Source organism: Pseudomonas sp. C5pp, from assembly GCF_000814065.1.
In the GTDB taxonomy this organism is placed as follows: domain Bacteria; phylum Pseudomonadota; class Gammaproteobacteria; order Pseudomonadales; family Pseudomonadaceae; genus Aquipseudomonas; species Aquipseudomonas asiatica.
Genome location: NZ_JWLN01000061.1, coordinates 1 through 14,043 on the forward strand (window position 1 = coordinate 1; position 14,043 = coordinate 14,043).

10 protein-coding genes and 3 pseudogenes are annotated in these 14,043 nt (G+C 54.3%); 7 read left to right on the plus strand and 6 right to left on the minus strand.

Annotated features, from left to right (window positions below; all coding sequences use genetic code 11):
* Both RR51_RS27670 and RR51_RS27675 read left to right on the plus strand, forming a co-directional pair.
* Positions 1-804: MFS transporter (locus RR51_RS27670; RefSeq protein WP_039615379.1), on the plus strand; the 804-nt coding region annotated here is incomplete at its 5' end.
* 66 nt (positions 805-870) lie between these two features.
* Positions 871-1,899: an IS30 family transposase gene (locus RR51_RS27675; RefSeq protein WP_039615380.1), complete on the plus strand. Its 1,029-nt coding sequence runs from the start codon at positions 871-873 to the stop codon at positions 1,897-1,899.
* A 529-nt stretch (positions 1,900-2,428) separates the two neighbouring features.
* Here the strand turns inward: RR51_RS27675 and RR51_RS27680 are convergent.
* Positions 2,429-3,331, minus strand: coding sequence for a LysR family transcriptional regulator (locus RR51_RS27680; RefSeq protein ID WP_039615381.1), 903 nt, complete (start codon positions 3,329-3,331; stop codon positions 2,429-2,431).
* 382 nt (positions 3,332-3,713) lie between these two features.
* On the opposite strand from RR51_RS27680, the gene RR51_RS27685 reads away from it, so the two are divergent.
* The 5 genes from RR51_RS27685 to RR51_RS27705 all read left to right on the plus strand — a co-directional run bounded on the left by RR51_RS27685 (position 3,714) and on the right by RR51_RS27705 (position 8,950).
* The gene (locus RR51_RS27685) at positions 3,714-4,700 is read left to right on the plus strand and encodes a 2Fe-2S iron-sulfur cluster-binding protein (protein WP_039615382.1); all 987 of its coding nucleotides are present in this window, start codon (positions 3,714-3,716) and stop codon (positions 4,698-4,700) included.
* A gap of 70 nt (positions 4,701-4,770) precedes the next feature.
* The gene (locus tag RR51_RS27690) at positions 4,771-6,033 is read left to right on the plus strand and encodes an aromatic ring-hydroxylating dioxygenase subunit alpha (RefSeq protein ID WP_039615383.1); all 1,263 of its coding nucleotides are present in this window, start codon (positions 4,771-4,773) and stop codon (positions 6,031-6,033) included.
* 2 nt (positions 6,034-6,035) lie between these two features.
* Positions 6,036-6,521, plus strand: coding sequence for an aromatic-ring-hydroxylating dioxygenase subunit beta (locus RR51_RS27695; protein WP_039615384.1), 486 nt, complete (start codon positions 6,036-6,038; stop codon positions 6,519-6,521).
* 8 nt (positions 6,522-6,529) lie between these two features.
* A complete protein-coding gene (locus RR51_RS29835) occupies positions 6,530-6,844 on the plus strand; it encodes a non-heme iron oxygenase ferredoxin subunit (RefSeq protein WP_082044780.1) in 315 nt (104 codons plus the stop codon).
* 744 nt (positions 6,845-7,588) lie between these two features.
* The gene (locus tag RR51_RS27705) at positions 7,589-8,950 is read left to right on the plus strand and encodes an MFS transporter (RefSeq protein WP_052261137.1); all 1,362 of its coding nucleotides are present in this window, start codon (positions 7,589-7,591) and stop codon (positions 8,948-8,950) included.
* Between the two features lie 423 nt (positions 8,951-9,373).
* Here the strand turns inward: RR51_RS27705 and RR51_RS27710 are convergent, their stop codons facing one another.
* The 5 genes and pseudogenes from RR51_RS27710 to RR51_RS27725 all read right to left on the minus strand — a co-directional run.
* Positions 9,374-10,399, minus strand: a complete 1,026-nt coding sequence (locus RR51_RS27710) for an IS110 family transposase (RefSeq protein WP_039615386.1) — start codon at positions 10,397-10,399, stop codon at positions 9,374-9,376.
* Between the two features lie 276 nt (positions 10,400-10,675).
* Positions 10,676-11,143 (minus strand): annotated as a pseudogene (locus tag RR51_RS27715) (IS5 family transposase); the annotation flags it as partial.
* Positions 11,144-11,202: 59 nt separating this feature from the next.
* Positions 11,203-12,470 (minus strand): annotated as a pseudogene (gene ltrA / locus RR51_RS27720) (group II intron reverse transcriptase/maturase).
* 521 nt (positions 12,471-12,991) lie between these two features.
* A pseudogene (locus tag RR51_RS31375) lies at positions 12,992-13,165 on the minus strand (IS5/IS1182 family transposase); the annotation flags it as partial.
* On the minus strand, positions 13,159-14,043 hold an 885-nt coding region (locus RR51_RS27725; RefSeq protein ID WP_039615387.1), incomplete at its 5' end, for an IS481 family transposase. The pseudogene RR51_RS31375 and the gene RR51_RS27725, both read right to left, overlap by 7 nt.

The following is a 14,043-nucleotide window of genomic DNA, read 5'->3' on the forward strand; positions in this document are numbered from 1 at the left end:
TTCGTGATCAGTGCGTTTCCCGTCGGCGCTATCTTGGCTGCTTTGGCCGCCAAATTTATGCTGCCAGAATGGCGCACGCTGTTCGCCGTTTCCGGGATCGCAGTGGTTCTTCCGATTATCTATATCTACTTTCTGGTGCCGGAGTCCCCAAGCTGGAAGGAACAGCGCGCATCTCAAGCCTCCGCTGTGCGGGTGTCCGTGAATGAAATCTTTGCCCCGGCGCAACTCCGGACCACATTGCTGGGGACCATGGCAGCAAGCTTGGCGCTGCTCGGTTACTGGGGGGCAAGCACGTGGCTGCCTACCTACCTGGTTCAGGAGCGAGGACTAAGTTTGACCGCCATGGCGAGCTTCATGGCCGCTCTTAATTTGGGAAATTTCCTGGGGATGAATTTCTTTGGGTTTGTGGCCGATCGGATAGGAAAGCGCCAGACGATCATTATCTCGCTGTCGCTGACTGCCATGATGCTGCCGATCTATGTATTCAGTGCGGACCGTCAATCGCTCTTCTGGCTTGGTCCGATGTATGCCTTCTTTATCGCTTTTGCTGGCCTGTTCGGCTCGTATTTTAGCGAGTTGTATCCAACCCGCATGCGGACCCTTGGCGCTGGCTTCTGCTTCAATGCTGGCCGGGGTCTGGCAGCTTTTGCACCGGTGCTGCTCAGTGGTATCGCGAGCTACTACAGCCTTTCGACGGGGCTGTTAGTCTGTGCCGGATTCTTCGTTTTGGCCGCACTGGTTATGATTCCAATGCCGACACGGGGAAAAGCTGATGTCAAGTCGGCTGTGCCGGAAGCCTGTTGACCTTTAGCCAAGGCGGCCGCGAAAACTGAGTGCAACACCTGACCTTTCCGGTACCGTGCTGCCCCTATGTCCTATTCCGAACTCAGCGTTGAAGAACGCGCCACCATTCAAATCGGCCGTGCCCAAGGGTTCAGCCTACGCAAGATTGCTTGCTTGATCACCCGATCCCCTTCGACCATCAGTCGCGAGCTGCGCCGCAATCGAGATGCCTGTGGCAGCTACTCGGCCCGCGTGGCCCAGCAGCAGATGCAGGCCCGCCGCCAACGCTGTCGACCGAAACGAAAGCTGTTGCCGGGTAGCGAGCGCTTCAAGTTGGTGGCCCACATGCTGCGTAAGCGTTTGTCTCCCGAGCAGATTGCCGGCAAGCTGCGCAGCATGACCATACCCAACCTCAGAGACGCCTACGTCTGTCGTGAGACGATCTATAACGCGATCTATGCCTTGCCGGTCGGCGAGTTGCGCAAGGAGCTGATCGTCTGCCTGCGCCAAGGCAAGACGACGCGCCGGCCGCGCTCTGGTGGCGTGGATCGGCGCGGCCAGATCCCTGAAATGGTCAGCATTCATGTGCGCCCGCCAGAGATCGAAGACCGGCTGATGCCGGGGCATTGGGAGGGCGACCTGATCAAGGGTAAGGCCAACGCCTCGTCGGTAGGCACGTTGGTGGAGCGCACCAGTGGCTACCTGATGCTGGTGAAGATGAACGACGCAACGGCGACCTCGGCGATGGAGGGCTTCAGTGCAGCGCTTAATGGCATGCCGCTGGCGATGCGCAAGAGTATGACCTACGACCAGGGCCGGGAGATGGCGCGACATGCCGAGATCACCCAAAGAACCGGCGTGGCGATCTACTTCTGCGACCCGCACAGCCCCTGGCAGCGCGGCAGCAACGAAAACATCAACGGCCTGATTCGCCAGTACTTGCCCAAGGGGACTGACTTGTCGGTACACAGCCAAGAGCAATTGAATGCCATCGCCTTGGAACTGAATATGCGCCCCCGTAAACGCTTTGATTTCAAGTGCCCGATCGAAGTCATGGGCGAGGTGATGCAGGAAGCCTTGGTTATGCGGCATGATGCTCCAGCTTTAATTCAATAACCGTGTTGCACTCAGCTCCTGCAACCGCCCAAAGTAAGGGGAAATTTTAAGCCTTGACGCAGGAGCAACGCATCTACCAGCCCCAACCACTTTCCCTTAAAGGCGCCTCTGGCGCCTTTTTTTTGCAGGGTACTCATGTTCCTCAAGGTTGAGGTTCTGCAACGATATGGTTTGGCGTGGATTGAATCACTGGAATGCTTTATTCGAACCATTTTTGTATGAGGCGCAAACGCAGTGATTCGCCCTGCGCAGGTAGCGCCAGGAAGTTTTGGAACGCTCTTGCACGTTCTGCAGAATGCGTTGCGGCAGCAGTTATTTATGGGGCGGCCCGCACATTGCCGCGAATTCTAGCCGAGTGCAAGTGATGTAGAATTGTTACGTGCGGTGATGGCATGCTAACAAATAGATGGTTTCGGCAAAGTTAAGTTCAAGTGCAATATGCTCTGATGTTCTGGCTCTAGCAAGTTAATGCTTCAAGTGGCTGGCTTGTGCCGAATATGAAGATGTAACTTGCGTTGATGGTTTTTGCTTAATCGGCGAAAAGGTCGAAAATTAGTTGCCGTAGCCAGCGATTGGCAGGGTCTCGATGATACTTGGCATGCCAGAAAAGGTTGATCGCAATCTCGGGTAAATTCAATGGGGCTGGCGAGAAAGACAAACCGAACGGAGATACGCAGCATGCTGCGAATCTTTCTGGTACTGTAGCAATCAGGTCTGTCTTCTGCAAAATGTAGCCGACGGCTACAAAGTGCGGGACCTCTAGACGCACGGATCGCTTGATGCCAGCACGAGCCAAGTATTTTTCTACCTCCCCGTGCCCTGTATTGGCTGATATCACTCGTACATGCTCAAGTTCGCAGAATTTTTCCGCTGTCAGCGACTGGCCTGCAATGGGGTGGTCCTTTCGGTACATACATACATAGCGATGGTGGAAGAGGCGGCGTTGGAAGAATCCGGCTTGTAAACTCGGAAGTAATCCAATAGCAAGATCGACGGCCCCTGATTGCATTTCATCACTAAGGCTGATTTCAGAGTTACGTACAGTGCTGATCTTTATATTCGGTGCTAGATCGGCGAGCGTGTCCATTAGCTTCGGCATAAAATAGATTTCACCGATATCGGTCATCGCCAGCGTAAAATTTCGATTGCTGGTTTTAGGCTCGAAGGTTACCTGCTGATTCAGCGCGCCCTGCAGTGTGCTCAGAGCATAGGCGATGGGCTCAGCAAGCTGTTGCGCATATGGGGTTGGCTCCATCATTCGTGACGTGCGTACGAAAAGCTCATCTTGGAGCAGTGTTCTCAGTCGCTTAAGTGCGTTGCTAACCGCTGGCTGTGTTAAGCCTAACTTCTCAGCAGCGGTGGAAACCTTCCGGTCAACTAATAGTTGATGGAAAATTACGAGAAGATTTAAATCAATATCACGAAGCTCCATATGCGACTCCTCGTTGGGTGGGGGATACGTACGGTCCTTGGGGTGAATTATAGCCTAGTTGAAGTGCGACTCTGGTTTCCCCCTGGGGCCGAGCAATCAGAAACAGCTTTGCTGTCTGCCATCCTGAGCCCATCTCCTGAAATGAGATGGTGGCTCATCTATTGCCAGGGCTTTCCCGTCTGAGCGGACAATCCATCACGCTGGCGGGGTGCGGTGTGTTCACCGCATCTTTCTGAGCTCCAGGGCCAGACTACAGGCATGCATGGCCTTGAGTAAATATTCATGGCGGTGATGATACGTATTCACCTCATTGCATTTATTTATTGCCGTCGATTCGTCATGATCACTTCAAGCTAGATACAAGTAAGAACGGGGAGCTGTCATGGAGCTGGTCGTATATCCACAAAATCTTCGCCTAAATGTCCAGAGCGGTCAGAACCTGCTCGATGTGCTGCGTGAGAACGCGGTGCCAGTCTCCTACAGTTGCATGTCCGGGAGGTGCGGAACATGCCGTTGCCGTGTCGTCGAGGGGGAGGTCTTGAATGCCGGCCCTGAGTCAGGACGTCCCGAGTACGAAGGCGACCACTATGTCCTCGCCTGTCAGGCAACACTCAAGGAGAGTTGCACCATTGAGATCCCTGAAGCAGACGAGGTGGTGGTTCATCCTGCCCGGATCATTAAGGGGACAGTGGTCGCAATCGAGAATCCTACGCATGACATTCGTCGCCTAAGAGTGAAGTTGGCGAAACCTCTCGAGTTTTCTCCTGGGCAGTACGCTACTTTACAATTCACGCCCGAGCATATCCGGCCATACTCAATGGCTGGCCTGCCAAGTGATGAGGAGATGGAGTTCCAGATTCGCCTCGTGCCTGGTGGTCGCGTTACTGAGTATGTATTCAGCAATCTGGACATCGGGGCGGCTATCCGTATTAGTGGTCCTCTGGGGACTGCCTACCTGCGTCGCAAGCATGAAGGCCCAATGTTATGCGTCGGTGGCGGGACAGGCATCGCTCCAGTGTTGTCGATTGTGCGAGGTGCACTCGAATCGGGAATGCGTAGCCCGATTCATCTTTATTTTGGTGTGCGCAGCATGCAGGATCTCTACGATACCGAGCGACTTGAAAGTCTTGCCGCAGAGCATCCCAATTTAAAATTAAACTTTGTTGTGGCGACTGGCGATGTGCCGCAGGGGTTGCGCCGTGGTTTGGTCACCGATGCTATCGAATCTGACATTCCCGACTTGGCCGGTTGGCGCGCCTATCTCTGTGGAGCTCCCGCCATGGTCGAGGCTTTGAATATGTTGGTCGTACGTCGTGGCATGGAGCAGGGCCATGTCCATGCAGATGCCTTTTATCCGAGTGGTATCTGACGGTTTCCGTCGGCACAGTCGTAGCATGCAGCTGTCATAAAAAAGCAAGCATAATAAGAGGAGCGTCACAATGAATGACAATAATGCCATCTTTCCGGAAAACCCAAAGTGGCCTGGCGATAATACTAGCAAGGTTCCTTTTTGGGCCTATACCCGCGAAGATTTGTACAAGAAGGAACTTGAGCGCCTGTTTTACTCAGGTCACTGGTGCTATGTGGGGTTGGAAGCGGAAATCCCCAATATTGGTGATTTCAAGCGCACTGTAATTGGTGAGCGCTCGGTGATCATGGTTCGCGACGTGGATGGCAGTGTTAACGTTGTTGAAAACGTCTGTGCGCACCGTGGTATGCGTTTCTGCCGGGAGCGCCATGGTAACCGGAAGGATTTTTTCTGCCCCTATCATCAGTGGAATTACAGTCTTAAGGGCGATCTTCAGGGCGTGCCGTTCCGTCGCGGCGTCAAGCAGGACGGCAAGGTCAATGGCGGTATGCCGAAAGACTTCAAGCTCGAGGAGCATGGCCTTACCAAGCTCAAGGTGGCGACGCGCGGTGGCGTAGTATTTGCGTCGTTCGATCACAACGTGGAGTCTTTTGAAGAGTTCCTCGGTCCGACCATTCTGCATTATTTTGATCGTCTCTTTAATGGTCGAAAGCTGGTGGTTCTTGGTTATCGCCGCCAGCGTATTCCAGGTAACTGGAAGCTAATGCAGGAAAACATCAAAGATCCTTACCATCCTGGCTTGTTGCATACCTGGTTTTCGACATTCGGACTTTGGCGTGCAGACAACAAATCAGAATTGAAAATGGATGAGCGCTTCCGCCATGCCGCAATGATCTCCACCCGCGGCCAAGGCGGGAAAAACGAAGAGGTCGTGAGCGGCGTAGACAGTTTCAAGGATCAGATGAAAGTTAACGATCCACGACTGCTCGACATCGTTCCCGAGCCGTGGTGGGGGGGACCGACTGCGGTGATGACTACGATTTTCCCGAGCGTGATCATTCAGCAGCAGGTCAATAGCGTTTCTACTCGCCACATCCAGCCCAATGGCCATGGCTCTTTCGATTTTGTGTGGACCCATTTCGCATTTGAGGATGACACTCCAGAAATGCTTGAGCGTCGTTTGATTCAGGCAAATCTGTTTGGACCTGCAGGGTTTGTTTCTGCAGATGACGGTGAAGTTATCGAATGGTCTCAGGAGGGGTTCGAGCAGAAGCCAGCCTACCGCAGTGTGATCGAAATGGGTGGGCATGAGATCGGTGATACTGATCATATGGTTACCGAGACCCTGATCCGCGGTATGTATGCCTACTGGCGCGAAGCAATGGGGGAATAATAATGATCGACTTCAAAGTGTATTTCGAGCTGCAGAGCCTTTATAGCGACTATGCAATGGTCTGCGACTCGGCAGATTGGGAGAAGTGGCCTGACTTTTTTGTTGAGGGTGGAACGTATCGCCTTCAGCCGCGAGAGAACTATGAGCGCGGGTTGCCTCTGTGTCTTCTGGCTCTTGAGAGTAAGGCAATGATACGTGATAGGGTCTATGGCGTTAAAGAGACCATGTATCATGACCCCTATTATCAAAGGCATATTGTTGGTATGCCACGGGTGATATCGGTCGAGCGAGATATTTATGGTGAGCGAATCATCTCTGAGGCAAATTATGTGGTGGTTCGTACAAAGCTCGATGGAGAATCCACGGTTTTCAATTCGGGATATTACCGCGATCAGATCGTGCGCACTCCGGAAGGGCTTAAGCTTCTGTCTCGCCTCTGTGTTTACGACTCTGAAATGATTGCTAACTCAATCATTTATCCGATCTAGGTATTTTTATGAATAGTGAATGGGTCGATGTTGCACCGCTTGAAAGAGTCCCAGATGGTGACGTTATTGGGATCATTGCAGCCGGACGTGAAATTGCCCTCTACTTGGTTGATGGTGAGGTGTTTGCTACCGACAACATCTGTACTCATGGACAGGCACGGATGAGCGATGGCTTTCTTGACGGATGCGAGATCGAATGTCCATTGCATCAGGGTAAGTTCAATATCTGCTCGGGAAAAGCACTCTGCGCGCCTCTTACCGAGGATCTCCGGACCTACCCGGTGAAAGTCGAAAGCGGTCGCGTTTTGCTCAACCTGGGTTAAGCATGGCATAGCTGTGTGCTTATCCACGGGGTAACTAGAATTCCCGTGGATAGGCGCCCATGGCCAGAGCCAAATAGAGAAGTCAAAGGTGAACTCAGATGGTGCAATTGGGTGCACTAGGAGAGAACCCCAAAATGTTGTAATGCCTGGAGCGAAAAATCTTGCCCCTTAATAACCTAGCCTGCGTGCAGTACGACCAACCTGATTCCGCTGGTCTACGGGGTGCCGACTTTCTAGTTCACCGCGACCGAACAGCGCTCTTGGCAGCTGCGCTATGACTTTGCAGCCCTAACCGGCACCCTGCGCTTCATCAAGGCGACACCGTCGCCCCCCTTTGGGGCAAGGCTCTGAGAGCGCGACTTGGATCTGGCCTGGGAGGTACCGAGCGATATGCTGAAGAAAGTCCGCGTGCTTCCGCAGAACGTTCTAGCTATTGGACTGATGTAGATGAGAATCGCCTGAATTTTTCTTATGTCATTCATGTGTTTTGAGTTTTCATCTGTCTGTTGGTAAGTATGTTTTTAATGTGCGGACTACCCATGCGTAGTCGAGAGCTTTGCTTATAATAAGCGCCGATGAGCTGGATGCTCAATATAGCGTCGTGTGTGCTTCATTAGTTTAATGCGTAGATCGCTAGCCTATTTGTTTTAGTGCTTGAAGGGTGGGGTCTTCCGGTTGTGGTTGGTGTGCAGTCAAGAGCTTGCCTTTTGGGCTTCTTTTGGTAAAAAACAGAGGTATAACAAGATGAACCATTCGACTGCTGTGGATGTCAGTTCCTTGATTGACAAGGCCTTGCTGGGTGGCTATCAGATAAGGGTGATTGTTCTTTGTGCAATTATTGCTATGCTTGATGGCTTCGATACCCAGTCTATTGCGTATGTGGCGCCAGCTATAGCGTCTGATTGGGGGCTTCCGTCTTCTTCATTCGGTCCAGTATTCGGCATTGGGTTGCTTGGGTTAACTTGTGGTGCATTGTTGTTTGGGCCTCTTGCTGATAAGTTTGGGAGGCGCAGGATAGTTGTTTTAACGGTCTTTCTTTTTGGTGTTTTTGCTTTTTTAACGGCATTTTCCAGTTCGTTTATTGAGTTGCTGCTCCTTCGATTTCTTACCGGGGTTGGTCTCGGTGGTGCAATGCCAAATATTATAGCATTGACCTCAGAGTACTCACCTAAGCGCCTGCGCGCAACCATGATCACCCTCATGTTCGCCGGATTCCCATTGGGGTCAATGATGGGCGGTTTTATCAGCGCTGAAGTTATTCCTGCATGGGGCTGGCAAGCGGTTTTTTACATTGGCGGTGCGTTGCCTTTGCTGCTAATCCCTATACTTTACTTCATGCTGCCTGAATCAATTCGTTTCATGTGCGCGCAGGGAGGGCGTGGGGCTCAGATCGCCGGTATTCTGCGTCGGCTGGCTCCAGTTGCTTCTATTAATGACTCCACAAAATTTTATCTGCCCGAAGAACACCATGGTGGGTTTGCTGTGCGTCATCTTTTCCGGGATGGACGTACGTCGATGACCTTGTTGATCTGGGTAGCATTTTTTATGAACTTATTAGTGATGTACTTCCTGGTGAACTGGCTGCCGTCGCTGCTAAAGGCTGCGGGTCTTCCACTGAAAACGGCTATTCTTGGGACTGCCTTGCTCAACGCTGGTGGTGTGATAGGGAGCTTGTTAATAGCAAGGCTGATAGATCGATTAAATCCTTTCGCTGTGCTGGCTAATGCTTACGCCTTGGCGGCTTGCTTTATTGCTGTTTCTGCTATTCAAGGGCTGTCTTCAACGTTGTTGTTGGGTGCAATATTTTTCTCAGGATTTGGGATTGTGGGTGCACAGCTCGGAATCAATGCAGTAGTCGCGGATCTCTATCCCACGGCTATACGCTCTACTGGCATCGGTTGGGCGCTTGGCATTGGTCGGGTCGGTTCTATTCTCGGGCCGATCTTCGGCGGGGTCTTGTTGTCAATTGGTTGGGAGGGGCATTCCATCGTGATGATAACCGTGATTCCGTCTCTCGCTGCGTCTATCGCTGTAGGGGCGCTAGGATACACGCGCAGGATTAATTTGAAGGCAACCCATGAGGAGGGTCTGAAAAAGACTTCCTAACCTGGTATAAATAGGTCTTCTACAACCGTTCTGGAACCCCTCGATGAAGCGGCTGACCTTCGCCAATGCCGAGTGCTCAGTGAAGTGCAAGCAAACACGGCGCTTCCTGATCGAAATGGATCAGAAAGCACCGTGGTAAGACCTAGGGAAGGTCTTATATGGACGCCTCCCGGAGCTCAATAGGTAGACATGCAGGCGTGTAGTCAGGAGCAGTCTTATATCCGGCCTGTTTGTGCAGGCCGGGAGCCTGCTGGCCCTGATGGAATCCGCTGACGAGGCCCTCATCTGAAAATCGAGCTGTGGGCGACGCCCTGGCTCATATTCCCTATCAGGTTTACCCCGTCACGGTCTGACCTACTCCGCCATCACGTGCTTACCGTCTGTGCTCCTTGTGAAGCCTGTAAGTGATTGATTTCAGTTCTTTCAGTGCCCAGCAGGACACTCCGTAAAAAGCTCGGATCGGTACGGAGAGCCCTTGGCCAGCACAGCCCAAAGCGTTCTGGCGAGCTTGTTAGCCAGCGCTGCAACCACCACGTTATAAGGGCGCCTGGCCAGCAAGAGCTCGATCCACCGGGATTTTTGCCCCCTGTTGATGATCGAGCGAGCACCGTGCATCAGCAATGTTCGCAGATAGGTGTCGCCGCGCTTGCTCAACCCCAGCTGACGAACTCGACCACCGGTACCCGTTTGGCGAGGTACCAATCCCAGCCAAGCAGCGAACTGGCGGCCTGAGCGGAAGGTCGTAGCATCTCCCAGTGAGGCCACGGCGACAGTAGCGGTCAACAGACCGATCCCGGGGATCTCTGCAATTTTCTGGCAGTCGGAGCTCTCGCGCAGGTACTGTTTCAAGCGGAGTTCGATTCCTCGGATTTCCTCATCCAGGTGGATGATCCGCGCCCACTGCTCGCGTAGGCTCTCCAGCAAGAGGGGAGGCACCCTGCCTTCTGCATCAGCGAATGCTTCCGGAATGACCTTGCCCAGTTGGGCGTAGCCCTCGGGCAGCACAATCCCGAACTCGTAAAGCAGTCCACGTAAGCCATTGCTCTGCATGGTGCGAAATTTCAGTAGTTGGGCACGGATGCGGTGCAGAGAGAGGATCGCCTGCTGATCGGGCCGTTTGATCGCGACCAGGCAAGCACCGGGTTGCTGTACTGCCGTCCAGATAGCTTGGGCGTCGGCCGCATCGGTCTTGTTTCGCAGCACGAACGGACGTACGGAGCGGGGAGCCAGCAAACGAACATCGTGCCCCAGCTGCTGAAGCTGACGGGCCCACCAATGAGCGCTGCCACAAGCCTCTATCGCTACCAGGCAGGGTTGCCGTGCAACGAAAAAGGGTAGGACTTCATCGCGCCGCAGCTTCAAGCGCTCGATCTTTCCGGTTTCCTGATCAACGGTATGCAGTTGAAAAACCTTCTTGGCGATGTCCATGCCAATCACGCTATGTTTCATGGTGGAACCTCCTGCTCAAGTGATGCTTTCTACACGCACGCTTCACTTTGGCACTTCGATGCCGGAGCAGCGAGGATCCTCTATGGATACAGAGGTGCTGTGGTCGGCCCGCTGCCGGGGGGAGGCGTCCATACCATCTGAAATAGCCCCGACTTTTGCCTTCGCTCCACCCGGCAGGCCGAAACACGAAGGTCTCTTGCGTCAATCGCGGGCTATTTCAGCACTCCCAATTCTATTCCTTGCCCTTCACGGGCACCCTGTGGGCTGCTGCCCACATCACGGACGCACCTCGCCTGCCATCAGCAGTCGTTTCCGCATCATCCAGAGGTTCGACAGGGCAAACAGGGTGACCAGTTGGGCTGTGTTCTTCGCCAACCCACGGAAACGCACCGTGGTGTAGCCGAACGGGCACTTGATTACCCGGAACGGATGTTCAACCTTGGCTCGCGTCTGAGCCTTGGCCTTCTCGATCTGGCGAATCACGCGCCCGAGCAGGCTGCGTTTTCCGAGCGACTTGTAGGTACTGCGGCGAGCGGCAACCGACCAGATGACATCGCGGCCTTCGTGCTCGGCGCGCTTTTCGACGCCGGTATGGCCGGCGTCAGCGCAGATATACGACTCTTCGCCATGCAGCAATTGGTCGACCTGGGTGACGTCAGCCACGCTGGCCGCCGTACCGATCACGCTGTGCACCAATCCCGAATCGTCATCGACGCCGATGTGCGCCTTCATGCCGAAGTGGTGAGTCGGCCACAGGAACTGCCCCCGTAGCCGCTCGCAGAACCGTACGTGACACTCTCGCGTCATACGGCTCCCGTTATCCAACCTGTTGCTCGGTTACTTGCCAGTGATAAAACAGTCGAGGGGCAGCCGTCTGCACCGTGTCCAACCATTGAGATATGCGCCGCTTGCGCCCGTGAAGTATTTTGTACTTACGACCGGCCCAACGCTTGAGTGCGCTATCGATATGTCGAGAGATGCCAAGCATGGCCGTCCGATAGAACGCGCCATAGTACTGCCACCAACCTTGTATCACTGGGTTGTAAAGCCGAGCCACAGCAGCCAGCGTCACGTGAGTTTGGCGGTTGACCCGCCACTCGCGCACTGCTCGCCGCATCCGCTTCAACGCTTGCGCACTGACTCCCGGCAGGAAGCTGGTGAAAAGGTTGTTCTGTTGGCCGATTGCCTTCCTGGGTCTAAAAGTGAAACCAAGGAAGGTAAAGCTCACATGCGGATACTCCGCGCGTCGATTGCTGTCCTTGCAGTACACGATTTTCGATTTCTCGGGATGCATCGTGAGACCACAAACTGCTAGACGTGAAGCGATTGAACGCATCACGTGTTCTGCCTGCCTCTCGCTACGACAATGCACTACCGCATCATCGGCGTACCGGGCAAAAGGACAGTTTGCGCTGTTTCGTTGCATCCAAGCGTCAAAGGTGTAATGCATGAACAGATTCATCAGCATGGGACTGATCACGCCGCCTTGCGGGGTGCCACGTTCGCGTTGAATGCGAACGCCATCTGCTGCCTCGAACGGAGCAACCAGCCATCGTTCGATGTACAGCAGTATCCAGTCCTCTTTGATATGGGTTCGCACCGCTTTCATCAGCAGTTCATGATCAATGTGATCAAAAGCCGCCTTGATATCAAACTCCACCACCCAGTCGTATCGCCAGCAGCGCTCGCGTGTGATCGCTATGGCCTGTTTGGCTGAACGCCCTGGTCGGTATCCATATGAGTCCGGATGGAAAAGCGCATCCAGCTTCGGCTCGATGAGGAGTTTGACTACAGTTTGTGCGATACGGTCGCTGACCGTAGGCACTCCCAGCCTGCGTATACCCCCCGATGCCTTCGGTATCTCAACAACCTTGACCGGCGGCGGGAAATAAGACCCCGACGACATTCGATTCCATAGCTTGTAAAGATTCTTCGGCAGGTTCCGCTCAAAATCGGCAATGGTCTCATCGTCGATTCCAGCAGCTCCCCGGTTGGTTCTGACCTGCTGATAGGCCTCCCATATCACGCGCTTCGCTATGTTGTAAGGTTTGTTCGAACTCACGCCACTCATCCCCTGAGGTTGACAGCGTTCGTTGACAGGATAACGCCTCCCCTTCGCTCCGCCTTCATTACAAAGGCTTCATCACTACTACAGGAGGCTCCGCCCCTCATTCCAGCATTGGTATTCTTCCTCATGGTTTTAGCCATTTGTCATTTTCCTTTGCATCTGGAACAAGGTTCTCACGTTCCGTACCCAAGCCTGTATGGAGATCATGCCGCCTTTACACCGGCTGCCACTGGGGCCGTAAGCAGGTAACGCCCCAACTCGTCCTGAAGCCAGTACTCAACCTCAGTTTCGACAGCACTTTAGGGAATAACGATGCGTCATCGGACGGTTTGCTTTCGCTCATCTTCTCCATACTCACCTGCCATCATCATGGGATGACTTTTCCTCGGTTGCTCACCACCGCACCTTTTGGATGCAGCAGCACCGGGTGGTTTGAAGCCTGCTCCTGCAAGCCGACTTCGGAAGGCCTACTTCCATCTTCGGTACAGCATCACAGGTCATACGACCTGTGTTCGTGACACACAGTACTGGTTGCCCTTCTTGGTCTGGTGCATCTGCTGATCGCGCTTGCCATCCTTGTTCTTGGTCGAGCTGGGGGCATGGATGATGGTCGCGTCGACGATGCTGCCTTGGAGCAGGAGCAGACCGCGCTCGCCCAGGTAGCCATTGATGACCTCCAGGATCCTGCTGGCTAGCTGTGTAAATCCAGTACGTTGTTCAGTGAAAGTGCGACGCGGCTGATCGGCGGGTTGTATGTGAGGCTCGCATGCGGCCTATGCCAGTTGTAGTGATGCAGCCAGGCAGGCAAGTGCGCGGCTCTCTGCTCGGAGCTGTCATAGCTCCGGGCGTAGGCCCACTCACGCAAGGTCGTCTGGATGAAGCGCTCGGCCTTGCCGTTGGTGCGCGGCGTATAGGGCTTGGTGCGGATGTGCCGTAGCCCAAGGCGAGCGCATAAGCGCTGGAACGCTCGGGAACGGTAGCAGGAGCCATTGTCGGTCATGACCCGCCGGAAGCGGATGCCCAGCCCATGGTAGTAACGCAAGGCCTGCAACAAGGCCTGACAGGCACTGCTGCCACGCTCATCCGGGTGCAGGCTGGTGAAGGCCAGTCGGGAAGCATCGTCGATGGCCACATGGACGAACTCCCAACCGGCGCCGTTGGAGCACTGTTGACGATCGCCGGTGATCCGGTGCCCGGGCTTCCAGAAGCGGCCGAGCTTCTTGATGTCCAGATGCAGGAGATCGCCAGGGTTGGCGTACTCGTAGCGTACCACCACAGGGGCTGGCTCCAGCTCGGCCAATCGGTGCAAACCGGCCTGCTTGAGACGGCGGGCGACGGTACTGACGGCCAGACCGAGCATCTGGGCGATCTGCCGGTAGGTCTTGCGCGACCGGCGCAGCTCGATCAGTTGCTCGATCATGGCTGCTGCCGTGGCATGCGGACATGAGTGCGGGCGTGACGAACGATCCATCAAGCCGGTTTCGCCCTCCTCGCGAAAGCGTCTGAGCCACTTGTAGGCCGTGCGGACACTCACCCCTGCGGCTTGCGCAGCCTCCTCGACACGCAAGCCGTTGAG